Here is a 26654-nt window from a genome sequence, read left to right on the forward strand (position 1 = left end):
TATCAACATTGTAGGAGGTTATAAAATGGTAAAAATCAGACAAGATGCTTGGTTAAAAGAAAACGATGAATTATTAGCAGAAGCAGTCATTCGTCACGTAAAAGAAGGTAGCACACAATTAAATGCCTTTGAAGAAGCTGGAGATGCATTAAACCGTACTGCAGCTGCATGTGGATTTCGTTGGAATGCAGTCGTACGAAAAATCTATGAAAATGAATTAGCAGAGGCAAAAAAGGAACGCAAGGAGCGCATGCGCGTTTTTGGGCAAACTGTACGCCGTCGTAATACAGGAATCTATCTACTTCCTAATAGTGGAGCGGGTGAAAGTACTGGCCCTGTCGAGCAACAGCGTTCCATTCCACTATCATCGCTATCACTCGATATTGTCATTGCCTATTTAATGCGTTTGCAGCATATGGGCAGTGGTAACGATTCCGAGACAACGAGATGGCGCCATTTAGCGCATGTTGCAAATGAAAAAGTAGCACGCTTAGAGGCCGATTTCGAGAAGCTAGAGAAGGAGAATCGCCACATGCGTAAAGATTACGAGCAATTCGCACAAATCATGAATCGCGCTCGCCGTATGATTACGCTAGATGAAGAGGAAGAGCATATTGCTCCAGTTTTCACTATGGAGCGCAATGGCAATTTAGTTGTGAAAGAGCCTCCTATGAATTAGGTGGAGATTCTGAGTGAGTGGCGCTACCCATACACTCTTTCACACTACTGATTCATAGCTCAATCTCAAATACCCTTAAACCAAAAGTAAACCCGACTCTCTTGAGAGTCGGGTTTACTTTTTAATTCTTTTCATTTCCTAGCATTTTCTTATTACGTTCAAAAACACGATTCAAATAGAAACTATAAAGTTCCATCTCATTTTGTTGCAATGATCCAATCTTAAGTTCATCGCTAAGTCCCATTAATAATCTTTGTAAATCTATAACCGTCTGTTGAACTGTCCACTTTTCATCTAGTAGCTCTGATAATGAGGCCATTACTTCTGGGCGTACTTGTGGATAGGTAAATTTCGTCGTCTCACCTTTCAAACCGACTTCATAGAACTCTCTTATTAAATTTGCACGCTCTGATCCGCTGCCTTCTATACATAGATAGATTTGCACAGCGATACCTTGGCGTAATCTGCGTTGTGAAATGCCTGCAAATTTTTTACCACCAATGCTGAGATCATATGAGCCTGGGCAGTAAGAACCGACGATTTCATATGCTTCAATATGCTCAGCTGCTTTTGGAAATAATGCTTTGATGAGCTCGACCATCACATCGTAACCTGTATTAATATCGATTCTTGATTGTTGTTCAGACAACACAATAGAAATATTTAAAACACCGGGATCTAACACAACAGCAAGCCCACCTGAATTTCGAACAATTGGCGTAAAGCCTTTAGCTGATAAAAATGCCATGCCTTCTGTAATATGAGGTAAGCGATGATCTTGAATGCCAAGTACAACTGAATTATCATGCACCCATGTGCGGACTGTTGCTGGTGATAGGTCTTGACCAACTAACTGGCAAAGTGTGTCGTCAGCTGCGAATGATTCTAATGGTGAATGTCCTATCCCGCTAACGGATTGATCCCAAAAACGCCATATTTTTTGCTGTAAGTATGCTAACATTTTTCATTCTCCTGGCCTAAAATGGTTTTCTTCATTAGCATACACGAATCGGTCAAACTTCTCATGTCAAATTCGTGACTTTCAAGTAAGAAAGAGACTTAATCATCCTTTTTATGCTAAACTTATCGTGAATGATTCTCACTAAAAGGAGTGTCCATAACAATGATCGAAGCAGCACAAACATTAGATGGTTGGTACGTATTACATGATTTCCGTTCAATCGACTGGGCTTCTTGGAAACTAATTTCTGCAGAAGAACGCCAAGAAACGATTGATGAATTCATCAAATATCTAGAAAAAATTAACGAAGCTGACATTGCGAAGACAGGAAGCCATGCTTTCTACTCAATCGTTGGTCAAAAAGCAGATTTCGTGCTTATGACATTACGCGAAACAATGGAAGAATTACAAGAACTTGAGACAGAATTTAACAAACTAGCAATTGCTGAGTTCACAATTCCTTCTTACTCTTACGTTTCAGTTGTTGAGCTTTCAAACTATTTAGCAGGTAAAGAATCTGACGAAGATCCTTACCAAAATCCACATGTACGCTCTCGTTTATATCCTGAATTACCACGTTGGAATCATATTTGTTTCTACCCAATGGATAAACGCCGTCAAGAAGGTGCCAACTGGTATATGTTACCAATGGATGAGCGTAAAGAGTTAATGCGCAGCCATGGCTTAATCGGTCGTAGCTATGCGGGTAAAGTAAAACAAATCATCTCTGGTTCTGTCGGTTTCGACGATCACGAATGGGGCGTTACTCTATTTGCTGAAGACGTGTTACAATTCAAAAAACTAATATATGAAATGCGTTTTGATGAAGTAAGTGCTCGTTATGCTGAGTTCGGCGCGTTCTTCGTTGGTAATATTTTAGACAACGAAAAATTAGTGAAACTTCTATCTGTTTAATCTCAATTCCAAAAAAGTAAGCCCTTTATTTTAAAGAGCTTACTTTTTTTATTGCACTATGTGTATTTACACTTGTAATATTTATGTGTATACTTTGTGAAAAATAACATTTGGAGGGCATTATGAAAGATTGGACTTTATTTGAAAAATTATGGTTAACCAGCTTTACCCTTATTAATATTTATCTATTTTTTGCTTGGGATGATACTCTATTAGGGTTAATCAGTTCAATTACAGGAATGCTTTGTGTTGTATTAGTAGCAAAAGGGAAGATGTCAAACTACTATTTCGGTATGATTCAAACATCTACATATGCTTATATTTCGTATACATATGGATTGTATGGAGAGGCCATGTTAAATGGGCTATTTTACTTTCCTATTCAATTTATCGGACTTTATATGTGGAACAAACATAAAGTAAAAGATGATGTTATTGGAGAAGATGTTGAAGTAAAACGTTTAACTAAAAAGGGATGGATTACGGTTATTACAATTAGTATCGTAGCTTCTCTGATTTACGCAGAATTGTTGTCATTAATTAATGCGCAACAAGTTCGGATTGACTCCATGGCTGTAGTATTATCGATTATTGCACAGTTCCTAATGATCAAGCGCTATGCTGAGCAATGGATTATGTGGATTGTCGTCAATGCTTTATCTGTAGTGCTGTGGGTTGTTACATTAACACAATCAGGCGGGAATGATTGGAGTATGCTTGTCATGTGGATCGCCTTCCTCTTCAACTCGGTCTTTGGCTACTATAACTGGATTAAAATGTCGAAGGGGCAACAGCTTTCAGAAGTAAAATAAATTGTAAAAGTGAGCTCTATATTTAAAAGAGCTCACTTTTTTAGTGTGCATTTTTAATCGAAAAACGTTTTATTTTTAAAATATCACGCATAACGCACGTTGAATTCTGCTATTTTCTCAATAATCTGTTGTTCAACATTAAAATCATTTGAAATAGTCTCATCAGAATAAGGTGCAAGCATATCATGATGACCGATCATGACGGCATGATGGGCGTGCTTGAACATAGAGATATCATTCGTATCATTACCAAATGCGATATAGCTACCTTGAGGAATACATAGTTGCTTCAAAGCGCTCCATTTATGAATACCTGTTGGGCTAATGTCTAGAACCCCTTCATCCTTGTGTAAATGAATAATAATATCTAGCGGCTTCAATTCTTCATAAAGTGCATCCATATTATACGAAGTTAAAATGAGTACTTTGACGATAGAGTTTAGTCTTTCTAGTGGCTTCTTCTCTGCCAAATTATGAGGATTGAGATTGTTTAAAATCGGGTGATCTGCAGGGCCTGTGTAGGCATAATCCCAGTCTCCATCAATTAAATATGTAGCGCGGTATTTTTCTAATATTGCTTTTAGCTGTACTAATATCATGAAGCTAAACTCCGCTACCTGTTTAATATTCCCATTCTGACAAATAAGTGAACCGTTGCCACCAACCATTTTGTAGCCGTGAAATCTTTTATCTAGCACTGGCAATAAATCACGAATTGGACGTGCGGAAGCAAAGACGACTTCATGGCCGCTTGCTGTTAGCTGCTCCAAGCTTTGTAAAATGGGTTCTGTGACTGGTTGGCCTTTAAAGCAAATCGTACCATCCAAATCGAAAACAAAATACATGTGTGACACTTCTTTCTCTGAGGGTTCGTGAGTTTTGTCCTCTTGTTATTTTACTGCGACAATTTTGCCGTCTGTGAGCTGTACGAGCTCATCTGCTGTCAGTTGAAACACAGCTTTTGGATGACCCGCCGCTGCCCAAATTGTATCATGTTGAAAAAGATCTTCATCAATCAACGTAACAATTTCCGATGTATGTCCAATTGGCGCAACTCCGCCGATGACAAAGCCTGTATGCTCACGTACGAAATCTGCATCCGCCTTACCGAGCTTGTCTTCTACAACTTTGGCAATTAGCTTCTCATTTATACGATTACTACCACTTGCAACAACTAAAAGTGGCGCATTAGTATTTTTCATACGAAAAATGATTGATTTTGCAATTTGGGCAACAGTACAGCCAATAGCATCTGCCGCTTCTTGGGCAGTGCGCGTGCTATCTGGTAACTCTACTACTTGATTTTCAAAACCTAATGATTGTAATGTCGTTTGAATTGCAAGTGCGCTTTCTTTCATTGAATACATCTCCTAAAATAGATATTTTTTTCATTATACATGAATTACCGGTCTTATTTTCATAATAGTGCATATATTTTAAAGAGGAGGTTTTACGATGCCTGTCGTACAATCGACGGAAAAGCAATTAGAATTACTAGCAAGATTAATGCGAGCTGAGGCAGAAGGTGACGGTGAACTTGGCATGCTGATGGTTGGCAATGTTGGGGTAAACCGGGTAATTGCTAGCTGCCTTGACTTCAATGATATTCGAACACTTGAGCAAATGGTTTTTCAACGACCAGGTGGGTTTGAAGCAACGATTAAGGGTTATTTTTATCAACGGGCACGTGAACAAGATAAACGTTTAGCACGCAGAGTGATTAATGGCGAAAGATTTCACCCAGCTTCGCGCTCGCTATGGTTTTTCATGCCTGAAGGTGCTTGTCCTGCACAGTGGTATGGTCAGTGGAATACAGGACGCTTTAAATCGCATTGTTTCTTCTCTCCAACAGAAAGTGACTGTCCACAAATTTAACTGTTAGAAAGGATGAATGAATGGTCCAGTACTATTGGACACCGAACTACCAACAAATGACTCCTCCCCAGATGACAATTCCGAGTGGTAGACCACCGGGTGGTCTACCACGAGAGGAATCTTATATCGAAAATATTTTGCGATTAAATCGTGGGAAGCCGGGGAATTTTCACTTTTCGTTTGAGCATAAAGTAAATGGTGGCGAAAACACGCTTAATGTACGCGGTGTCGTGGAGGCGGCTGGGCGCGATCATGTCATTTTAAGTGATCTCAGAACGAATCACCGATTTCTCTTCCCGATGATTTACTTTGATTATGCTGAATTTGACGAACCGTTAAATTACTTTGATCAAAATCGACCTTAATAAATGATAAAACCCTTCCATTTTAGTGGAAGGGTTTTATCGTTTACTTTTCAACTTGCAAATGTTGTTGAAGGGCTTGTTTAAAAGTTGCTGGGTCATCTAAACGAATCGCAACACGTGAATATTGCTTTTTAAACCCTAACAAAATAGATGCTGTACAAGGTTTTTTCAGTTCTAAAATGACATGTGGGTGCACGACTTCAAAATCTCTTGCAACGAATTCAATCGCTGTTTTAGAATCAAGCTTTTTTTCAAGCTCTTCTTGATCTATCGTAATTGATTCAATGTCATCTATCGAAAGCTCCATCTGCTTTGCTAAGCCTAAAGATAAATATAGTTTCTGTTCTTTCAGACGTACTGGATTCAAACGTACTGCCTGGATATCTCCAAGGAAAAAGATAACGGTGTACACATTCAAAACCAGTAAGATAATTGACAGTACCATTGATTTTTCGTGGAGCCACCAGTGGATACCGATTGTTTCGATCACGATAGCATGTATAAGCATAATTTGAAATGCGAGTAGACTGGATTTTTTATGTAAAGTAAAGGTGTTGGATGCTACTGGAATAGGCTTTTTCCATGAAGCAAAGGCGTAGTAATACATAAGTAAATCAGAAACAATCATCTGCACGATTCGTTTCTTAGATACTTTTTGTTGTACCGCCTTTGGGAAGGCAAATAATAAGTCTTCATCATACGTACGTACTTCTCGCATGACCGCTGGCATAAGTATGAAAAGTAAACCTATCAAACTCAACTCCAATAAAACTACGGAGCCTTCAATAGCAAATCCTACATAAGAGAATGCTACAAATGGTTCAAGATGATGCGCTGGAATTAATAACTTTGCGAAAATCAATCCACCAGCCATCAGCATAATAAAGCGCTTTATAGTAAATTTGTTTTTTCGATCAATTGCGAGGATTAATAACGGTATAACAATTGCTAAATCTAAAAGACTTCCAAGAATAACAGCTTTAGTCTCCTCTTGCAAAATAATTCCCGACAATGGCGTGCGATATAATGCAAAGTTCGTAGAAAGGACAAGTACAAGTAACGCCATCCAAATATAGCTTTTCAAATCTCTTTCTGTTGCTACCATTTCATCACCTCTTTTTTATTTTACAAAAAAAGAAAACATATACTTTCAAAAACATATCAACCTTTACTAAAAAATCCTACCCGGTAAACAAGTAGGATTTCTTTTAAAACTAAGCAAGTTTAAGTGCTGCAAGAATAACCATAACCCAAGCAGCTAAGAATAACACGCCACCAATTGGTGTAATAGCTCCTAAAACGCCGACACCTGTTAAGCATAAAACGTATAAGCTTCCTGCAAAAAATACGATACCCGCAAGCATTAAATAACCAGCGCGGGATAATTGAGCAACAGGTCCGATTAATGAGGAGCTCATTAATATACCAATTGCGATTAAACCTATTGCATGGAACATTTGATATTGTACAGCTGTATCCCATACTGTTGCATAGTGATCTGATAATTTCTCCTTAAGTGCATGCGCACCAAATGCGCCTAATGCAACTGCCAAAAATGCGTTTACCGCACCTGAAATAATGAAGAATTTCATATCCCTTTGACACATCCTTTTCTAAAAATCAAAAATTGAGTCACCGTTAGCGTCCTCTTCTTCAAGCTTATTAGTAGTCAAGGAAGACGGCATTTGTGTTAGCATCAGCGGTTGTTGTGAATCAGTACTTTGAATCTGTAATGCCTCGTTCATTGGCTTACCAAGCGATTTCGACGGCGCCGTGGCAAACCCTGCTGATTTAGCTAGCACCACATCACATAATGCGCGAACCGCAGAAAGTGCTTCACGAATCTCCTGCTCATTTTGTGCTTGCTTAGCCTGCACCATATGCTTGTCAATTTCAGCAACAATCATTTCATGCGAAATCATTTGGCGGTTCCTCCCTGTTTCGGTTCAAATCTCAAACAATCAAGACCTGACGACTTCTTTACAATTACGGACGGTAGCTCCCTACTTTTGAATTGATATGCGCGACACCCTCTTGGACTCCGTTGATCCCAAGTAACAAAGAAATGCCTACATTTAAAACAACTCTCTTGCATGACGCTCCCCCTCTTCATACTTCACTTTACCATGATTATAACAAACCATAAAGTGACGGGTTTTTGACTTTAATGCAGAGGCCGTCCGGTTAGCTGCGATGACTGGGTGCTCTTTCTTCTATGACTCAGCTCAGCTGGGATGACTCAGACTCCTTCTTCTATGACTCAGCTCAGCTTTTATGACTCAGGCTTCTTCTTCTATGACTCAGGGCTCAGCTTTTATGACTCGCTCCTTCTTCTATGACGCCCAGCTCAGCTTTTATGACTCTCGCTCCTTCTTCTATGACTCAGCGCTCAGCTTTTATGACTCGCTCCTTCTTCTATGACGCCCAGCTCAGCTTTTATGACTCTCGCTCCTTCTTCTATGACTCAGCGCTCAGCTTTTATGACTCGCTCCTTCTTCTATGACTCAGCTCAGCTTTTATACCTCAGGCTCCTTCTTCTATGACTCAGGGCTCAGCTTTTATGACTCGCTCCTTCTTCTATGACTCAGAGCTCAGCTGGGATGACTCAGGCTCCTTCTTCTATGACTCAGCTCAGCCGTTATTTACGCTCAAAAACCGATATCTCTCCAAACCAAAAGACCGCTCTTCTTTCAAAAGAGCGGTCTCTCAAATCATTACTTCGTCAAATCAAAATCAATTGGTGCTACTCCCCACTCTTTAAGCTGCGTGTTGATTTTAGAGTAAGGCTTGCTACCAAAAAAACCGCGATATGAACTAAGTGGGCTTGGATGTGGTGCTTCTATAATGGCGTGGAGGTTCGTATCGATGAGACGTTTTTTCTGTTGTGCAGGTTTGCCCCAAAGTACGAATATGACTGGTTGCTCGCGTTCTGATAATTTTTGAATGACCGTATCTGTGAACTGCTCCCAGCCTTGTTTTCTATGCGAATGGGCTTGTCCTTCGCGCACTGTTAAGACGGTGTTTAACATAAGCACGCCTTGCTCTGCCCATTTTGTTAGTGTACCGTCCTCTGGTATTGCGAAACCTAGGTCCGATTGCATTTCCTTCAGCATATTTTGCAAACTTGGTGGATGCTTCACGCCACATTTCACGGAAAAGCTCATGCCATGCGCCTGGCCTGCTCCGTGATAAGGATCCTGGCCTAATATAACCACTTTTACATTGGCATATGGCGTATGGCGGAAAGCACTCCACATATCATCCATTGGTGGATATATTGTCTCTGTTGCATATTCATGCTTTAAAAATTCACGTAACTGTAAATAGTAGGGCTTTTCAAATTCGGCTTTTAGTACGTGTTCCCAATCATTATTGAAAATTTGCTTCGTCATTAGTTTCTACTCCTTAAATTCAACCTTTACTTTATAGCCAACAAGTGCAAACATGTCAGATACAGAGCTCTGGACATTTTTCTTTGCTGTATTTAATACGCCTTGAGTTGTTGCTTCTTCAAGAATTTGTTTTTTTGCTTCATTTGCAAGTTCATAGGCTTCACTAATATCGGCCTTTTCACGGAAAAGACCTTCATTTGAAAAGACTTGCACATTGTCAAAATCAATTGTCGGCTCTCCCAAAATTTTTGCTCCAGGCAATGTAATTGTCGCCGTTTTCTTTTCTTCATTTAGCTTAATATCTGCTTCTGTAATTGTAGAGAAATCGACTCCTGCTTTCACACCGCCGGGAATGACAACGAGTAAATCTCTTTTCGTACCAGGTAAATTCAAACCGATTTCTTGGCCGAAGATTTTATTGTCAGAGCGTTCGATCATTACTTTTGTATGAGCCTCTGCTGTTGTCAGCTCATTTAAATTTTGAATACGTTCAACAATAGAACCTTTACTTTCTGTAAAAGTGCTGCCTTTAATTAAGCTCATTGTTGCAAACGGCAATATAAATGCAATTGCGAGCACAATTATCGTTGCCCATACGTACCACTGAGTAAAAAAATTACGCATGTTACCTTTTTTCCTTAACTTTCTAAAATTCATCGGCTCTGTCGATTCAAGAATCGTTGCGCTTTGCTCTTCTAATTTTAATTCTTGTAATATCTTCTCTAGCTCTTGTATTTTTTTATTCGGAACCATCCTCATCCCTCTTTCTATATAATCTAAAAAGGAATTAACTATTCCCAAAAATCTAATTCGACATAATTCTACTATGTTCTTACCTATTATGGAAGTTTCTACACTTTTAATAAAGCCAATTGGATTTAGTGGATACAGGCAATTTAGTTTAATATGATATTCGAGTACTATAGTGGAAAGGAGTTGGTGAAATGGCTGATTTTCAGTGGCGAGAAAAGGTGAAAAAGATTGCGAATACAGCGGAAAGTGGACAACATGTTCCGGAGCAGGCAAAATCATTTGGCATCGGTTGTTTCTATGTATTTTTTGCATTAATTATTTTACTTTTACTATTTTTAGCAATTGGTTTTATTCAAAAAGAGCATTACATAGTTGCTTGTATTGTGGGAATCCTTTGTATTAGTGGAATTATTGTCGTGCGAAGAATTATTAGTGCTGATCAATTACCAAAATAGCCTTATAAACTGACCATATCAAAAAGATGTTTTTTGACCATTTCATTCTAACCAGTTATTTCGTTATAATAGAAATATTCCATTACATTTTTCATTTTCAGAAAGTTTAATTAAATATATTTTTTTACTAAAGGAGTCTTTTTCAATGTCACTAAAAAAAACGTTAACAATTGCCGGTACTGACGCTTCTGGCGGTGCGGGTTTACAAGCTGATTTAAAAACTTTTCAAGAGCACGGCACTTACGGTATGTGTGCAGTGACTGTTGTCGCTACAATGGATCCAGATAACAACTGGTCTCATGGCGTATATACTTTACCAATCGATGTGCTGCAAGCTCAATTAAAAACGACTTTATCAACAGGCATTGACGCTTTAAAAACAGGTATGATTTCAACTGCAGAAGCTATTCAGGTGACTGGTGAAGCGATTGCAAAATCTGGTACAACAAATGTTGTCATCGACCCTGTGATGGTTTGTAAAGGTGAAGATGAAGTGTTGAATCCAGGAAACGTAGATGCTATGATCAAATACCTTCTACCACATGCACTTGTTACAACTCCGAACCTTTTCGAAGCTGGACAACTTGCTGGTACAGGTACACCAAAATCTATCGAAGAAATGAAAGTCGCTGCACAAAAAATCCATGCACTTGGCGCTAAAAATGTAGTCATTAAAGGCGGTAAAGCGTTGCAACATGAAAAAGCTGTTGACCTATTCTCAGATGGCGAAAAATTTATCCTGCTTGAAGCTGATAAAGTGGATACTACTTATAACCACGGTGCTGGTTGTACTTTCGCAGCTGCTGTAACAGCTAATCTTGCAAACGGTCTAACTGTTAAAGAAGCTGTTTTCGAAGCAAAAGAATTCGTTGCTGCTGCAATTGAACACGGTTGGAAACTAAACCAATTCGTAGGTCCTGTTATGCACGGTGCAAAAGGCGTTTACGGTGCTCCTACAATCACTTCTACTGAAGTTTAATATTCAGCAACATAACCTTCGTAATTTACTCATTGCGGAGGTTTTTTTGAAGGAAATTGACTGAATTCTAACGATGTCTACAAATTTATGTTGGGACAACAGTTCTTTATGCAGAAAACACATTACTTTTTGTATAAACAGGCTGTCCATATTAAACAAACCACCTTTAATACATTCATACTCTTTTAAACACAGTAACAATCGACGAACATACTACGATTGTTACTTTTCCTAAGGTATATGTCCTTTTAATGTTAGAAAGTTATCTGCCAATTAAATTCGACAATATGTGTAAATAAAATTTGTATTTTGAGCTTTCCAATCGCATTCATGCAAATTTTTCTCTATACTAAAGAATAGATTGCTAGCTGTTGGAAGGAGAATTTAATTGGAAATTGTACAAATAGAAAAGCTTCAGCAACTTCTTAATTCCTTTGCGAATAAAGATGTTTATATACATTTAGAGACGACGAACGGGGCTTATGCCTCTCATTTTAATGAAAAAGTATTCAACGCTGGTGCATTTATCCGTAACATAAAACTCCAATATGAATTGGGTAAAGTTACAGCAGATGCTCCTCATCGCGTTGGTTTGAAACTGGCTCATGGTTGGGTTTATGCACAAGGCATCACTCACTATGAAATAGACGAACAAAACCGCTTGTTAATGGCTGGACATGATTATGACGGCAAATTAGCAGTGGCACTTGAAATTAGCAAAACACCATTTACTTATTAATTAAGGAGTGATTCAGATGGCACTACAACCTGAACGACATGTACTTGTCGTATTCCCCCACCCTGATGATGAAGCATTTGGTGTTTCTGGCACCATCTCAACTTATGTCAATCAAGGTACACCTGTCACATATGCATGCTTAACACTTGGCGAAATGGGACGTAATCTTGGGAATCCCGCATTTGCGACACGTGAATCTTTACCTTTAGTCCGTAAAAAAGAATTGCAGGCTGCATGCGATGCAATGGGCGTTACAGATTTGCGCATGATGGGATTACGCGATAAAACAGTAGAATTCGAAGACGACGAGAAAATGGTTCAAATGATGACCAACTTGATCGAAGAATTGAATCCTTCGTTAATCATCACATTCTATCCAAACTATGCCGTACACCCTGATCACGAAGCAACTGCTCGTGCTGTTGTACGTGCTGTTCGCCGTTTGCCTGAAGAACGACGTCCGAAGTTACATGGCGTGGCATTTGCGAACAATACAGGTGAAGGTCTTGGTGAAGCGGATATTGTCAATGATATTCGTGAAGTACGTGAGCAAAAAATTGGCGCTTTGCGTGCCCATATTTCTCAAACTGCTTGGATGCTTGAAGAAAATGAAAAGCGCCTTGCTGCTGGGGAACCAGAAGCTGAAAATTGGTTAACTTTCGAACGCTTTTTCAAATATCGCTGGCATGAAGATTTTGAAGAGCAATTTTAAAAAGATAAAATTATTTTTCTTGCTTTCTTTTAAAGAAAGATTGCAAGGAAAGTTTTATTTTCCAATAAACCAGTACTCTATAAAATTTCACGCTCATTATTATCTGAAAAGTATGACTTTTGTCCAAACTATTTACATATGAATGTAAACTCTTTATGATGAATAAATATTCAAATAAAAAATGAGGTATTTAATATAAAATGAAAAAATTCCCTGTATCTACTTGGCTATTGTTTATAATCCCTTCAATTATCGGGGTATTCTTATTTATGACGCCAATAAAAACAGCTGATGGCTGGAAGGTTCCTATCGCAATTTTGGCAAATTTACTTGCCGGTTCAGTGGTTTCCTTTATTTCTTGGTTTACTATTTTTATCTTTTTGATTGCAGCATTAGGTTCCGTTGCCTATCAGTTTATCCCGCAAAAAGATCCTAAAAAACCAACTATGTTCGATGGTATTTTCCGTGTAAACTGGTTTTGGACAATTACACGTGTACTAGGCTTTATCTTTGGGTTAATGGTTGTCATGGATTTTGGTCCTAGCGCAATTCGTAATGAGGGCACCGGTGGCTTGTTAATGAATCCTGATGATGGCCTTGTTACATTCCTATTCACAATTTTCCTATTCGCAGGTTTACTATTACCATTCTTAACTGAATTTGGCTTACTTGAATTCTTCGGTACAATGATGGTTAAAATCATGCGTCCATTATTCAAAATTCCAGGACGTTCTTCAATCGATGCATTAGCCTCTTGGATTGGTGACGGTACAATCGGTGTACTTTTAACAAATAGACAATATGAAGAAGGCAATTATACGCAAAAGGAAGCTTCGATTATTGCAACTTCCTTTTCAATCGTATCAATTACATTCTGTATCGTCGTTATTGATGCAGTTGATTTAGGTCGATATTTCATCCCGTTTTACGGTTCTGTTGTGCTTTGTGGTTTGGTATTGGCATTTATCATGCCTCGTATTTATCCACTTTCTAAGAAAAAGAATACGTATATTAATGGACAAGAGATTGATTTAGAACGCGAGAAATTACCTAAAGGATATAATATGTTCACTCATGGTTTAGAAAATGCGTTGAAGACCGCTGAGCGTAACCGTAAATTCAGCAAATTCTTTGTTGATGGCTTCAAAAATGTTTTAGATATGTGGTTCGGTGTTGCACCTATCGTAATGGCATTTGGTACAATTGCTTTAATGCTTGCTGAATTCACTGGTGTCTTTACTTTCTTAGGAAAACCATTTGAACCAATTTTAACAGTACTCGGTTTACCAGAAGCTTCCGAAGCTGCACAAACAATGGTTGTAGGATTTGCTGATATGTTCCTACCAACTATTATAGGTGCTGGTATTGAATCAGATTTGACACGCTTTGTCATCGCTGGTGTTTCTGTTTCTCAATTGATCTACATGTCTGAAGTTGGTGGCTTAATTCTTGGTACGAAAATCCCGCTTAACTTTTTCGAGTTGATCATTATTTTCTTATTGCGTACATTGATCTCTTTACCAATTATCGCTGGTATTGGACATTTAATCTTTTAATCAAATAAAGAAGGGCAGTCTTATTTAAAAGATTGCCCTTCTTTATTTTTAAAGTAACTACCATTCGTATTCAGAAACACCCATTCTGAATACGTTAATAACGTTCTTTTTTTGTTACACTTTTAAATAAGGTAGTTCCTTTACAGCTGGCAATAGATACTTATTCTTCTATATGACAAAGGAACCCTTGCTTTAGGCAAACATCAATCATAAATTTCTTATAACCTACAGATTCAAATTCGACACCAATGGCTTGTCCACTCACCTCTAGTATTTCTCCTTTACCAAACACATGATGTTCTACATTGCTATTTAGCTGCAAATCTTCTTTTTTAGTAATGGCATTTACGGGAATATCTCGGGCGTGTTTACTTTCCCGAAAACTAGTTTCCTTTTTCACTAATGATTTCCCTTTCACTAAACGATGGACACTTTTTAAAAACAAGGATTCCGCTACATGTTCATCGTCCTTTAAATGATAGGTGAGTAGCTCCAAATGCTTGCGAGCTCGAGTCATCCCTACATAAAAAAGCCGTACTGCTTCCTCAATAGGCTCGTTATTATCCTCATCCTGCTGCTTTAAATCATCCTTTGAAGGGATAATTCCATCTACGAGATCAATCATATATACGTTGTCATACTCTAATCCCTTTGCGCTATGCAAAGTAGATAAAGTGACAACATCACGCCCTTTGTTTGACCAGGACGTTTTCATAATTTCTTCTAATTCTTTTAGCCGCTTTGCGAACGCTTCAAGATTTGGCAGACCGACCGCAATATGCTCTAGCTGATTGAGTACACCTAATAAGCCTTCCTCATTGAATCCTAAATGTTCTGCCGTGTTGCGAATAGATTTTTCATAACCGAGGTTTTTACGAATGATTTTTATCGCTTCTTCTGGATCTAGTATGTTTATCTTTTTAATTAATTGCTTTGTTTTTTTCAATGCCTGCTCCTGGTAATCTGCATGTCTAACCTCCTGGAGTTGGTCAAAGACTGATGTTTGGTTATTATTATTTTTCAAATAAACCATTTGTTTTTTCGTAATATAGGCATTCATTTTCGTATGCACTTTTTCTAGAATATCTACGCGTGTATCGTTATAAGAAAGGCGCATAAAGTTTAGCATATCTTCTACAATCCAATGGCGGAAAAACTTCAAATCTACGTCCTTCATATAAAATGGTAAACCTGCTTTATTTAACTTATCCACTAAACGGATTGCCGAAGAATTATTACGATATAAGATGGCTGTTTCTTGCGGGTTACTGCTCTTTTCAATTTCTTGAACCACATAGTTAAGCTGTAGTTCATAGCGCTGCATATTATGAATTTCAATGGGCTTACCGGCAGGATTTTCCGTGAACATTTCCTTAGCGTAGCGCTTTGGGTTACGTTTAATGAAGTCATTGGCTGTTTTTACGATTTCTGGTGTAGAGCGATAGTTTTGTGTCATTGTTAGAATTTTAGCTTGAGGATAATTTTTTTCAAACTCTAATAGCTTCTGGACGTCTGAGCCACGCCACATGAAGATCGATTGGTCATCGTCTGCTACGACACAAAGATTATTTTGTGGCTTAGCTAATAGAGTAATGATATCATGCTGTATCACGGAATTATCCTGGCTCTCATCAGTCAAAATATACTCAAAACGATGCTGATATTTCGTTCGAATTTGCTCGTCATCTTGTAAAATCCTCAAGCAGTATGTGAGCATATCATCAAAATCAAGGAGCAGATGCTGCGGGTTCTGTGTTTTGAATTGCTCATACGCTTTGTACATATCAGAAATGCCTGAGATGGATGATTTCACAGAGCCCAGCTGCTCACTAGAAAGCATGCGATTTTTCACATAGCTAATGTAGGTGAGGAGCTCGTCCATTTCATCTTCGGTTGGGTTTGTATTTTTCATTTCTGTGAATATATTACGCAGTATCATCTTCTTATGAAGAGGTACATCATTGCCCCCTTCAACCAGTTGAAATGTTAGATGTTGCTTTGCAAAGTATTCACGCACTACTTGGAAAGAAAAGCTATGAATTGTAGAGAAATGTACTTTCTCATGGGTAAGTTTACCGAAGAATTGATCGAAGCGCTGCGCCATATCTTGTGCGGAGGCTTTACTGAATGTAATTGCAAGGATCGCTTGTGCGGGAACTTTCTTTACTAATAGTAAATAGCCAATTTTCATATTCAATGTCGTCGTTTTTCCAGAGCCGGGCGATGCTAATAATAATAAAGGCCCATCTGAATAACGGACTGCCTGTTTTTGCACGTCATTTAAGGAAACGCCCGTATGTTGTTGCATTTTTTCGAAGAAGTTCATGTCTATTCGTAATCCTTTCCGTTCATTCATACTGTTGCTTCTATTATAGCTTAAGCTAGTTGGAAACGCTTTTTTGCCCGCTTAAACACAAAATTACGAAACATTTAGAATTAACTCAATATTTAGTCCATTCAGCATGTATAATATGTTAAAATAAATAAATGCAATTTAAGGAATCGGAGGTTAGATGAATAATTATGACAGTATCAGATGTAAAGACCGTTCAGGTGGAAAATGTACTAATTGCCTATCAATTTTTAAAAGATGTTGTTGCTCACACACCATTGCAAAAAAATGACTATTTATCCGAAAAATATAGCTGTACCGTTTATTTAAAACGTGAAGACTTACAACATGTTCGTTCATTTAAACTACGAGGTGCTTACTATAAAATTAAGAGCATTGAAAATGATGCGCGTGAAAAAGGTATTGTTTGCGCAAGTGCCGGTAACCACGCACAAGGTGTTGCTTACGCTTGTGCCCATTTAGGCATTCGTGGCCATATTTTCATGCCTACTACTACACCTTCACAAAAAATCGAGCAAGTGAAAATGTTCGGACGTGAATTTGTTGAGGTTATTTTATCAGGCGATACTTTTGATGATTCTGCCAAAAGTGCGCAGGCATTTTCAAAAGCTGAAGAGCATATTTTCATTCACCCATTCGATGATATAGATGTAATCGCTGGTCAAGGTACGGTTGCCGTTGAAGTGATGAATGATATTGAAGAGCCGATTGACTATGTATTTGGTAGTATTGGTGGGGGCGGCTTGATCGCTGGGGTATCTTCCTATATTAAAAACCTTTCCCCTCAGACTAAAATCATTGGTGTTGAGCCAGGTGGTGCTGCGAGTATGAAAGCAGCTTTTGCTAATGGTGGCCCTGTCTCATTAGACCATATCGAAAAGTTCGTTGACGGTGCAGCTGTACAGCGCGTTGGCGAAAACACATATGAGATTTGTAAAAAATACATTGATGATATTGTATCTGTTCCTGAAGGTAAAGTTTGTACGACAATTCTTAGTTTATATAATAAGCACGCTATTATTGCAGAGCCTGCTGGTGCTTTGCCAGTAGCCGCACTTGACTACTATCAAAATCAAATCAAAGGTAAATCCGTTGTTTGTATTATTAGTGGTGGTAACAACGATATCGGTCGTATGCAAGAAATAAAAGAGAAATCTTTGATTCATGAAGGCTTACTATACTATTTTATCGTCAATTTTCCACAACGTGCAGGAGCTCTCCGTCAGTTCCTAGGCGACGTACTTGGACCAGATGATGATATTACAACATTCGAATATACGAAGAAAAACAATAAAGAAAGTGGCCCAGCACTTGTCGGCATTGAGATAAAACGCCCTGAAGATTATGCAGGCTTGCTTGTACGTTTGAAACAGAATGGCTTCTCATTTAAAGAAGTGAATAATGATAGTACGTTATTTGCTTTATTAGTATAATTTAAAATAAAAAAAGGAATTCTCCTTCTTTGGAAGATTCCTTTTTTTATTGCCATGCTTTACACTATTGAGATGAGAAACTTTGAAATTCCCCTTCTTCATTGCTCTCCATTATTTAAGGCTATAATTTCAAAAAGCTGAAGCTCCCCATAGAGGCTCCAGCTTTTCTTTTTCTACTTATTAAACGCTTAATAATGTTCGATCTGATACAAGTTTTTCACCGCGGATTCGTTGGAAGGCGTCCATTAAATCGGCGATCGTTAAGTCTTTTTTCGCTTCTGGCTCAACTTCTAAAATGATTTGGCCTTTATCCATCATTATGAGGCGGTTACCAAGATCAAGCGCTTGCTGCATATTATGGGTAACCATAAGTGTTGTTAGATTATCCTTATCAACGAGCTGCTTCGTTAATTTCGTAATAAGTTCTGCACGTGATGGATCAAGGGCAGCTGTATGCTCATCCAATAGCAAAATCGATGGCTTCGTGAATGTGGCCATTAATAGTGATAACGCTTGACGTTCCCCACCTGATAGCAAGCCTACTTTAGCCGTTAAACGATTTTCCAAATTGAGATGTAATGATTCCAATGATTCACGGAACAATTCACGACGCTTCTTATCGACTCCGATTCGTAATCCTCGACTTTTATTGCGTGAATAAGCAATCGCTAAGTTTTCCTCAATTGTCATAGCTGGCGCAGTACCGGCCATTGGATCTTGGAAAACACGGCCTATAAATTGCGAACGCTTATATTCCGCATATTTTGTCACGTTTTTACCATCTATCTCTACAGTACCAAAATCAGGTGTTAAAGCGCCTGAAATCATATTCATCATCGTTGACTTTCCAGCACCATTACTACCAATCACTGTGACAAAATCGCCTGCTTTTAAATCTAAATTAATTTGGTCCAAGGCTATTTTTTCATCTGGCGTTGCTTCGTTGAAGATTTTATTAATCCCATCTAATTTAAGCAAGATGTTTCGCCTCCTGTCCACTAGCAACTTTATGTTCTGCACGGCGTTTTGCCTTGCGCGTACGTTCCTTATGTTTTTCAAGGAATTTCGGTAAAATTAATGCCACGACAACAATTAATGCTGTAATCAGTTTCATATCACCTGTATCTAGGAAATCCACGCGGAGTGCGATGGCGATAACGATACGATAAATAATCGCACCGACAATAACAGCTAAAGTCGTACGGACAATGGTTTTCGTTCCCAGAATAGCTTCTCCGATAATAACGGATGCTAAGCCAATGACAATCATCCCGATCCCCATACTAACATCTGCAAATTTTGTATATTGTGCAATTAAAGCACCTGATAATGCGACCAGTGCATTTGAAATACCAAGGCCTAAAATGATTAAGGTATCTGTATTTGCCGAGAAGCTACGGATCATTTTGTCATTATCCCCTGTTGCACGAATAGCTAAACCGACTTCTGTTTTTAAGAACCTGTCGAAAATAATTTTGATGGAAAAAGTTACGATGATCATGATAAATAATGTGCCCCATGTTTTTGGCATATTATCAATACCGATGCTTGCCAATACATTATTAAATGCTGTATCAATGCCTAGATTACCCCACCAACCAAAGAAAATCGTGAACAGTGAATCGACGTTTGAAAGCGGCACATTTGGACGCCCAATTGCTGTTTCAGTCGTTGTTCCCATAATACGTAAATTGATGGAATAAAGAGCAATCATCATTAAAATTCCTGACAATAGAGGATTAATTTTCGCCTTTGTATGCAATATTCCCGTCATACATCCCGCTAAGAAACCAGCGACAATTGCAGCAGCCGTCGCTAATGCCGGATGATAGCCTAGTACAATTAAAGTTGCCGCTGTTGCAGCACCTGTTACAAAACTACCGTCCACTGTTAAATCAGGGAAATCCAAAACTCGGAATGTAAGGTACACTCCGAGCGCCATAATTGCATAGATGATCCCTTGCTCAACCGAGCCAAAGATTGCTGTAAACATGTAGAATCATCTCCTATCTATTCGACTACTTCTGCTTTCCATCCGTCTTTAATGTCTATGCCAATTTGTTCAGCTGTCTTCTTGTTGATTTTGAATTTTAAGTTTTTAGGATATGCCACTGCAATATCCTCTGATTTTGCACCATTTTTTAAGATTTTTACCGCCATTTCACCGGCTTCATAACCGATATCCGTATATTCAAAACCGAAAGCACCTAGCCCACCACGTTCAACTGAATCTAGCTCTCCAACCATTACAGGAATTTTCTTATCGTTTGCAACATCTAGTACTGACTCAAGTGCTGTAACAACAGTATTGTCAGTGATAATGTAAATAGAATCTACTTTACCAACTAATGATTCCGTTGCTTGTTTTACTTCTGCTGATGTTGAAACAGATGCTTCTACTACTTCAATACCTACTTTTTTAGCTTCTGCCTTTACGATATCCACTTGTGCACGTGAATTTTGCTCTCCTGAATTGAAGACCATACCCAATTTTTTAGTACCAAGTTCTTCAGCCAAAAATTTCACTGTGTTTGGAATGGCCTCTGGATGTGTATCAACTGTACCCGTTACGTTACCACCTGGAGCTTCCATCGATGTGACAAGTTCTGCTCCTACTGCATCTGTTACTGATGTGAAAAGAACTGGAATTTCAGTAGTTGCAGCTGCAACTGCTTGGGCACTTGGCGTTGCGTTAGCGAAGATTAAATCCACACCGCCAGCTACTAAGTTGTTTGCTACAGTAGTATTTACACTTGAATCGCCTTGTGCATTTTCAATTTTATATTCTACTTTAAGGCCGCTATCTTCAAGTGCTTTTTTAAAGCCCTCTGTTGCTGCGTTTAATGATGGATGTTCAACGTATTGAGAAATACCAATTTTGTATGTCTTCTCATCTGATGAACTAGATCCGGCATTGCTTGTTTCCGGAGAATCTCCTTTATCTTTACTGCCACAAGCTGCTAATACAAGCATTGCTGCAAAAAGTAAAAATATAACCTTTTTGTAACCTTTCTTCATATAAAAAGCCCCCTATTTGAATCATCATCACTTCTATTTTTCTACCGTAACTATAATTATTGTTATATTACAGTTTGAAAAAACAACCGTCAACAACATTATGAATATTCAGTAAACTCAAAATAACACATCTTTATCACTTCAACGCGTTGAACCGTTGAATCTCAACGCTTTTACGCACTTTATATATATGTGAACATTTTGTGAATTGTTTTTATTCCACAAAATGTTCTACACTATTATCTAATTTCAATTAGAACTTTTCATAAATTAATTTGACTAAGACGGTAAAGTTTCCTACCCATTTTTTTCGAAGAGTAATAGAACTCACCTTGAAGCCAAGCTATAAAAACAAAAAGTACCAGGCTCAAAAACAAATAAAATTGTTTCAGAACATGGTACTTTTCTATAGCATTGCTATACCATTTACACAATTAGTTAGTTTTTTGCTGCATATAAATGTTTTACTAATTCTCTATTCTTTTCTTTGAAAATCTCATTATGTGATGAGACCATTCCATATTCATATGCATCTGGTATTACGTATTGCTTCGCTTTATTCACTGCATTTGCTGCATCTTGAAATGCTCCGGCAATTAAATGTAGCTTTCCTTCATGATTCAAAATATCTCCTGCTGCATATAGACCCTCTACAGACGTTTCACTTAAAGGACTACCCGCAATACTATACTCATTTGCCATTTCAATATTTAATCCACTATTTGATGTTAGCTCTTTATCTCTTTCATAACCGTGATTAATAATTACTTCATCAACAGGTAGTTGGATAATATTGCCATCTTCAATGCTGAGCAACTCGACTTTTTCAATACTTTCGTGACTACTTGACGCAATTAGTTTTTCAATTGATGTATTCAATAAGCATTCAACAGAACTATTAAATAGCCGAGATACCTCTGCTTCATGCCCTTTTAACATGTCCTTTCGGTAAGTCAAATAGACTTTTTTCGCAATCGGCTCCAATTCATTTGCCCAGTCTACAGCGGCATTTCCGCCTCCCGAAATCAATACTGTTTTACCTTGGAAACGTGAAAGTGATTTTACCGTATAATGCAAGTTTGAAACCTCAAAACGTTCAGCACCTTCGATTTCCAATTTTGTTGGCTTTAAAATACCGCCCCCAACAGCTAAAATTACTGTTTTTGAAAAGTGTTTTTGGTTCGAAGATGTCTGAACAATAAAGTTTCCATCTTCACCTTTGTTGATCGACGTCACTTTTTCCCCCAATACAACCTCAGGCTCAAAAGTCATTCCCTGCTGAATCAATTGTTCAATCAGTCGTTCTCCCGTAACAGGTGTTAGACCACCTATATCCCAAATCATTTTTTCTGGATACACATGCACTTTTCCACCTAAATAAGTTTGGTACTCAATAATTTTTGTTTTCATTTCTCTTAGACCACTATAGAAAGCTGAAAAAAGTCCTGCTGGTCCGCCACCAATAATTGTTACGTCATACAATTGTTCTGAATTCATATTGAATCCTCCTATTTAAATTATTATTTTGATACTCAAAATGTCTTCTCTATGCTTTTGACTTTGCAAGTAGATATAAGAAATAAGGTGCTCCAATGACTGCAACGACAATTCCAGCTGGAACTTCAGATGGTTCTAATATCCATCTACCTATCGTGTCCGCAGTTATTAACAAAAGGCTACCTACCAAAGCAGCTGTCGGTAACAGATACTGATGTTTTGCACCTACTAATTGACGTGCTAAATGTGGTGCGATTAAACCAATAAAACCAATTCCTCCACTGACAGATACACTTGCACCAGCTAAGCCAACTGCCACTGCAAGTAAAATTAATCGCTCTTTTTCTATAGCTAGTCCAAGTCCAGTAGCAGGTATCTCTCCTAGATTTAATGTATTTAAAACACGAGCTTTCGAATAAGCGATTGGTAATAAAATCAGAATCCAAGGTAATAATGCCAAGACAAAGCTCCAGTTAGAGCCCCAAATACTACCCGCCATCCAAACAGCAACAAATTGATAGTTTTCAGGCGATAATCTTAATGTCAATACAATCATTACCGCACTAATACCCGCCGCTACTGCAACACCTGTTAACAATAGCCTTGTAGGCGAAATACCTTCTCCACGTTTATATGCAAGTACATAAATGAGTATGGCTGTGGTTCCCGCACCTATAAACGCTAATATAGGAAGGAAAAAAACAGGAGCTGCTGTTGTAGTTGGAAAGAACGAAATAAATAACATAACAGCTACCCCTGCACCTGAATTAATCCCTAAAATTCCAGGATCTGCTAATGCATTTCTTGAAACTCCTTGCAATATGCTTCCTGATACAGCTAACGCCATTCCTACTAATATAGAGATGACGATTCTCGGCAATCTAAAATCAAACAAGATAATATTCTGTTTATCCGTCCCCATTCCAAATAATGTTCGGATTAATTCCATTGGGGTTAGCCTTATAAAACCTGTACTCATACTTATCATGAACATTATTATGATGAGTATAAAAACAGAAAGAATAAGAAAGATATTCTTCCGATGCTTTTTCTGTTGATAAGCAGAAATGTAATTTTCCTCAGTCACAGCTCTTTTCCTCCTTTACGCGCAAGATAAAGGAAGAACGGAACACCAATTAAAGCAATTAATGCTCCGATAGGCGTTTCATAAGGTGGATTAATCATTCTCGCAGCAAAATCTGCTAGTATAACTAAGAGACTTCCTAAAATTGCTGAACAAGGTATAATCCAACGATAATCGTTACCTACAAGGAAACGAGTTAAGTGGGGGACGATTAATCCAACAAACCCAACTGCCCCTACAACTGAAACGGCAGCACCCGCCAACACTAATACGACAACTGATCCGAAGAATTTTATCTTCCCTGTTCGTTGTCCAAGTCCAATTGCAACTTCATCTCCAAGACTAAGCAATGTGATTGATTTTGACAGCATAATTGCTCCTATAATTGCTGCTATTATCCATGGAGACATAACTTTAAGATGCTCCCACTTTGTACCGGAAACACCACCTGCATACCAAAACGCCAAGTCTTGACCAATGTGATAATAAATTGCAATCCCTTCACTAAGCGCTCCAAGTAAAGCACTGACCGCTGCTCCTGCTAATACAAGACGCATAGGTGTTAAACCACCCTTTGCCAATGAACCCACTCCGTAAACAATACCTGCACTTAATGCTGCTCCCAAAAATGAGAATAAAATAATATACATATAAGGTAAGCCAGGGAAGAAAGCAAAACAGATAGCAAGCATGAAAGCCGCACCTGCATTTAATCCTAATAGACCCGAATCAGCTAATGGATTTCGTGTCATTCCTTGCATAATAGATCCCGCTACAGCAAAACACACTCCTACTAAACCTGCACCAAGAACTCTTGGTAGTCTTATATCTTGAATAATTTGGTGCGTTGTCAAATTGGGGTTAAATTGAAAAACAGCAGACCAAACAGTCGCAAAATCAATATCTGCTGCGCCAAATGATACTGATAACCCTATCGAGAATAAAAGTCCTATCGTTCCACCCATTAATATGAAAGTTGCAATAATTGGACGTGAACCCTTATATACTTTCTTTAAATCTATTGACTCTTCTACTGAATCTGACATCTACTTTCTCCTTACTATTATTCAACAGTTTGCAATAAGCATTCTGTTTCTTTATTCAATTGATAAGATAAACAAATTGGATTTTGGCTAAAAGGACATGTCATTAAAATTGCATTAATATCAAAAACTGCTTTTAAATTTTCACTTTTCATTACTTTTTTAGGTTCCCCTTCTGTAATAATTTCACCGTCCTTCATCGCAATCATATAATGCGAGAAACGTGATGCATGATTCAAATCATGCAATACCATTACAATTGTTTTTCCTTCTTCTTCATTTAACTTTTTAAGCAATAGGAGAATATCAAGTTGATGTGCTAAGTCCAAATAAGTTGTTGGTTCATCCAATATTAATATTTCCGTATCTTGTGCAAGTGCCATTGCAATCCATACACGCTGCCGTTGTCCGCCAGATAACGCTTCTACAGGGCGATCTCTTAGCTCACCTAATCCAGTGACTTCAATTGCCCAATGAATATGTTTTAAATCTTCTTTTTTCAATGTACCAAAGCCTCTCTGGTGGGGAAATCGACCGTATGAGACTAATTCAAATATCGTAAGCCCAGGTGGTGCTTCAGCGCTCTGTGGCAAAATTGCCAGTTTCTTAGCAATTTCTTTAGTTGAAACTTGTTGAATTGCACGTCCATCTAAAAATATCGCACCCTTTTGTGTTTTTAAAATCCTTGCAACTGCTTTTAGGAGCGTAGATTTACCACATCCATTTGGGCCAATAATGGTCGTGATTTTTTTTTCAGGAATTGCCGCACTTAACTCTTCTATAATTACAGTGTTTGAATACCCAACTGCTATATGATCGACAGTAAGAACTGACATATTTGTTTATCACCTTTCCTTTGCCTTACGGAACTATATCGAGAATGATTATCGTTATCATTTAATTTAGTATAAAGTAGGTTGAAAATATTTACAACTTTTTCACAATTGCTCAAAGATTCCTGCCAAACTACTACTGAAACTATATTCAATTCAAAAGTTTTCAATAAAAAGAAAGATGTTCCCACACCATTAAGTAGGTAGGGACCATCCTTTTCTATTGTTTAAGATTAGTAAGCCAAGTAGTTAGTTCTTCTACTTGTGCAAGTGTTGCAATGGGGTCATAATACCAAGAGCGTTCTTCTGGCCATATATATAGATGGTCATTCTTAACTGCTTCCAAACTACCCCAAATTGGATTTTTCTTGAAATCTTCAACCGTTCGACCGTTGGAAGTCATAATAATATAGTCTCCAGCGTATTCTGGTATCATTTCCTCTGAAAGCTCTGCCCATTGCTTCTTCATAATTTTTTCAGCAATACTTTTTGGAGGTTTCCGTCCAAAAGCTTGATAGATTGCTTGGCCACCACGACCAAAGTTATCACCGTACACATATGTCACCTTGCCAGCGTCTTCCATAATTGAGAAGCTTTTATCCACTTTAATAGCCGCGTCTACTTTGGCTTTAGCATCTGCAATCTGCTCGTCATATGTTTCTAGCCAATCTTTTGCTTCATCTTCCTTATTTAATAGTTTCCCGAAATAAGTTAGCTCCTCATGGGCGTTTTTCAAATCACCATAGGGAACAACTATTGTAGGAGCAATTTTACTTAGTATCTTGTAACTTTCATTATTCCCAGTAATAATTAAGTCCGGGTTCATTGCTAGAATATTTTCTGCAGATGGTTTTCCATAAACTCCTGTATCAGAAACACCTTTTAATTTATCTTTAAAATAATAGTTTTTAAGTGTCAGTTCAGGTGCTCCAACAGGAATAACATCTAAAGCAATTAGGCTACCTAGATATTCTTCTGCCACAATGCGCTTTGGCTGCGTAGGAATCTCTATCTCTCCATTTACAGTACTTATTGTTTTTGTTGTTTTATCTGCTTTAACATCTGAACTCTTAGTTGTTTTATCAGTATTTGTCTTCCCACAAGCGGAAAGAAATAAAACTATTAATAAGAATAGTGATACTACTATTCCTACCTTCCAAAGTCGATTATGATTTTGTTGTATATACAAATTAATATCCC

Annotated in this window: 28 protein-coding genes; 11 read left to right on the forward strand and 17 right to left on the reverse strand. The window is 38.1% G+C overall.

Annotated features, from left to right (window positions below; genetic code table 11):
• The first annotated feature begins 25 nt into the window (after nt 1–25).
• Complete coding sequence (locus tag JFL43_RS12665) at nt 26–679, forward strand: RsfA family transcriptional regulator (protein ID WP_200749316.1); 654 nt, start codon at nt 26–28, stop codon at nt 677–679.
• A 121-nt stretch (nt 680–800) separates the two neighbouring features.
• On the opposite strand, the gene JFL43_RS12670 is transcribed toward JFL43_RS12665, so the two are convergent.
• Nucleotides 801–1640: a lipoate--protein ligase family protein gene (locus JFL43_RS12670; protein ID WP_200749317.1), complete on the reverse strand. Its 840-nt coding sequence runs from the start codon at nt 1638–1640 to the stop codon at nt 801–803.
• 162 nt (nt 1641–1802) lie between these two features.
• Between JFL43_RS12670 and hemQ the strand changes: the two genes are divergently transcribed.
• Complete coding sequence (gene hemQ / locus JFL43_RS12675) at nt 1803–2555, forward strand: hydrogen peroxide-dependent heme synthase (RefSeq protein ID WP_100794887.1); 753 nt, start codon at nt 1803–1805, stop codon at nt 2553–2555.
• Nucleotides 2556–2677: 122 nt separating this feature from the next.
• Nucleotides 2678–3367 carry a nicotinamide riboside transporter PnuC gene (pnuC, locus tag JFL43_RS12680; protein WP_200749318.1) on the forward strand — a complete coding sequence of 230 codons (690 nt, stop codon included), beginning with the start codon at nt 2678–2680 and terminating at the stop codon, nt 3365–3367.
• A gap of 83 nt (nt 3368–3450) precedes the next feature.
• Here the strand turns inward: pnuC and JFL43_RS12685 are convergent, their stop codons facing one another.
• A complete protein-coding gene (locus JFL43_RS12685) occupies nt 3451–4212 on the reverse strand; it encodes an HAD-IIB family hydrolase (RefSeq protein ID WP_200749319.1) in 762 nt (253 codons plus the stop codon).
• A gap of 45 nt (nt 4213–4257) precedes the next feature.
• Nucleotides 4258–4725 (reverse strand): YbaK/EbsC family protein, encoded by a 468-nt coding sequence (locus JFL43_RS12690; protein ID WP_234447759.1) that lies wholly within the window; start codon nt 4723–4725, stop codon nt 4258–4260.
• A 97-nt stretch (nt 4726–4822) separates the two neighbouring features.
• On the opposite strand from JFL43_RS12690, the gene JFL43_RS12695 reads away from it, so the two are divergent.
• Nucleotides 4823–5242, forward strand: coding sequence for a cell wall hydrolase (locus JFL43_RS12695; RefSeq protein WP_200749320.1), 420 nt, complete (start codon nt 4823–4825; stop codon nt 5240–5242).
• A gap of 20 nt (nt 5243–5262) precedes the next feature.
• Nucleotides 5263–5607: a spore coat protein GerQ gene (gerQ, locus tag JFL43_RS12700; RefSeq protein WP_100794892.1), complete on the forward strand. Its 345-nt coding sequence runs from the start codon at nt 5263–5265 to the stop codon at nt 5605–5607.
• Between the two features lie 43 nt (nt 5608–5650).
• On the opposite strand, the gene JFL43_RS12705 is transcribed toward gerQ, so the two are convergent.
• From JFL43_RS12705 to JFL43_RS12725, 5 genes are all read right to left on the reverse strand, one after another.
• On the reverse strand, nt 5651–6712 hold the full coding sequence (locus JFL43_RS12705) for a beta-carotene 15,15'-monooxygenase (RefSeq protein WP_200749321.1): 1062 nt from the start codon (nt 6710–6712) through the stop codon (nt 5651–5653).
• Nucleotides 6713–6821: 109 nt separating this feature from the next.
• Nucleotides 6822–7199 (reverse strand): DUF423 domain-containing protein, encoded by a 378-nt coding sequence (locus JFL43_RS12710; RefSeq protein WP_200749322.1) that lies wholly within the window; start codon nt 7197–7199, stop codon nt 6822–6824.
• Between the two features lie 21 nt (nt 7200–7220).
• Nucleotides 7221–7529 (reverse strand): YwdI family protein, encoded by a 309-nt coding sequence (locus JFL43_RS12715; RefSeq protein WP_200749323.1) that lies wholly within the window; start codon nt 7527–7529, stop codon nt 7221–7223.
• Between the two features lie 792 nt (nt 7530–8321).
• Nucleotides 8322–8999 (reverse strand): uracil-DNA glycosylase, encoded by a 678-nt coding sequence (locus tag JFL43_RS12720; RefSeq protein ID WP_200749324.1) that lies wholly within the window; start codon nt 8997–8999, stop codon nt 8322–8324.
• 6 nt (nt 9000–9005) lie between these two features.
• Nucleotides 9006–9752, reverse strand: coding sequence for a DUF4230 domain-containing protein (locus tag JFL43_RS12725; protein ID WP_100794902.1), 747 nt, complete (start codon nt 9750–9752; stop codon nt 9006–9008).
• A gap of 191 nt (nt 9753–9943) precedes the next feature.
• Here JFL43_RS12725 and JFL43_RS12730 point away from each other — a divergent pair, with 191 nt between their 5' ends.
• From JFL43_RS12730 to JFL43_RS12750, 5 genes are all read left to right on the forward strand, one after another.
• Nucleotides 9944–10207 carry a hypothetical protein gene (locus JFL43_RS12730; RefSeq protein WP_200749325.1) on the forward strand — a complete coding sequence of 88 codons (264 nt, stop codon included), beginning with the start codon at nt 9944–9946 and terminating at the stop codon, nt 10205–10207.
• 145 nt (nt 10208–10352) lie between these two features.
• Nucleotides 10353–11186, forward strand: coding sequence for a bifunctional hydroxymethylpyrimidine kinase/phosphomethylpyrimidine kinase (gene thiD / locus JFL43_RS12735; RefSeq protein ID WP_200749326.1), 834 nt, complete (start codon nt 10353–10355; stop codon nt 11184–11186).
• A 388-nt stretch (nt 11187–11574) separates the two neighbouring features.
• A complete protein-coding gene (locus JFL43_RS12740) occupies nt 11575–11925 on the forward strand; it encodes a YojF family protein (RefSeq protein WP_100794905.1) in 351 nt (116 codons plus the stop codon).
• Between the two features lie 16 nt (nt 11926–11941).
• A complete protein-coding gene (gene bshB2, locus JFL43_RS12745; protein ID WP_200749327.1) occupies nt 11942–12637 on the forward strand; it encodes a bacillithiol biosynthesis deacetylase BshB2 in 696 nt (231 codons plus the stop codon).
• Nucleotides 12638–12837: 200 nt separating this feature from the next.
• A complete protein-coding gene (locus JFL43_RS12750) occupies nt 12838–14193 on the forward strand; it encodes a YjiH family protein (protein WP_200749328.1) in 1356 nt (451 codons plus the stop codon).
• 160 nt (nt 14194–14353) lie between these two features.
• Here the strand turns inward: JFL43_RS12750 and JFL43_RS12755 are convergent, their stop codons facing one another.
• Complete coding sequence (locus tag JFL43_RS12755) at nt 14354–16549, reverse strand: ATP-dependent helicase (RefSeq protein WP_234447760.1); 2196 nt, start codon at nt 16547–16549, stop codon at nt 14354–14356.
• Nucleotides 16550–16716: 167 nt separating this feature from the next.
• Here JFL43_RS12755 and ilvA point away from each other — a divergent pair, with 167 nt between their 5' ends.
• Complete coding sequence (gene ilvA / locus JFL43_RS12760; RefSeq protein ID WP_200749329.1) at nt 16717–17979, forward strand: threonine ammonia-lyase IlvA; 1263 nt, start codon at nt 16717–16719, stop codon at nt 17977–17979.
• 180 nt (nt 17980–18159) lie between these two features.
• On the opposite strand, the gene JFL43_RS12765 is transcribed toward ilvA, so the two are convergent.
• From JFL43_RS12765 to JFL43_RS12800, 8 genes are all read right to left on the reverse strand, one after another.
• Nucleotides 18160–18957: an ABC transporter ATP-binding protein gene (locus JFL43_RS12765; RefSeq protein WP_200749330.1), complete on the reverse strand. Its 798-nt coding sequence runs from the start codon at nt 18955–18957 to the stop codon at nt 18160–18162.
• Nucleotides 18950–19972, reverse strand: coding sequence for an ABC transporter permease (locus JFL43_RS12770; protein WP_200749331.1), 1023 nt, complete (start codon nt 19970–19972; stop codon nt 18950–18952). The genes JFL43_RS12765 and JFL43_RS12770 overlap by 8 nt, the downstream gene beginning before the upstream one ends.
• Before the next feature lie 17 nt (nt 19973–19989).
• Nucleotides 19990–20997: an ABC transporter substrate-binding protein gene (locus tag JFL43_RS12775; RefSeq protein ID WP_200749332.1), complete on the reverse strand. Its 1008-nt coding sequence runs from the start codon at nt 20995–20997 to the stop codon at nt 19990–19992.
• 438 nt (nt 20998–21435) lie between these two features.
• A complete protein-coding gene (locus JFL43_RS12780) occupies nt 21436–22494 on the reverse strand; it encodes an NAD(P)/FAD-dependent oxidoreductase (protein ID WP_200749333.1) in 1059 nt (352 codons plus the stop codon).
• A gap of 49 nt (nt 22495–22543) precedes the next feature.
• Nucleotides 22544–23563, reverse strand: coding sequence for a FecCD family ABC transporter permease (locus tag JFL43_RS12785; protein ID WP_407701979.1), 1020 nt, complete (start codon nt 23561–23563; stop codon nt 22544–22546).
• Nucleotides 23564–23577: 14 nt separating this feature from the next.
• On the reverse strand, nt 23578–24624 hold the full coding sequence (locus JFL43_RS12790; protein WP_200749334.1) for a FecCD family ABC transporter permease: 1047 nt from the start codon (nt 24622–24624) through the stop codon (nt 23578–23580).
• A gap of 17 nt (nt 24625–24641) precedes the next feature.
• On the reverse strand, nt 24642–25457 hold the full coding sequence (locus tag JFL43_RS12795) for an ABC transporter ATP-binding protein (RefSeq protein WP_200749335.1): 816 nt from the start codon (nt 25455–25457) through the stop codon (nt 24642–24644).
• Between the two features lie 217 nt (nt 25458–25674).
• On the reverse strand, nt 25675–26643 hold the full coding sequence (locus tag JFL43_RS12800; RefSeq protein ID WP_234447761.1) for an ABC transporter substrate-binding protein: 969 nt from the start codon (nt 26641–26643) through the stop codon (nt 25675–25677).
• Nucleotides 26644–26654 lie beyond the last annotated feature (11 nt).

The sequence above is a fragment of the Viridibacillus soli genome (assembly GCF_016612995.1).
Lineage (GTDB): Bacteria > Bacillota > Bacilli > Bacillales_A > Planococcaceae > Viridibacillus > Viridibacillus soli.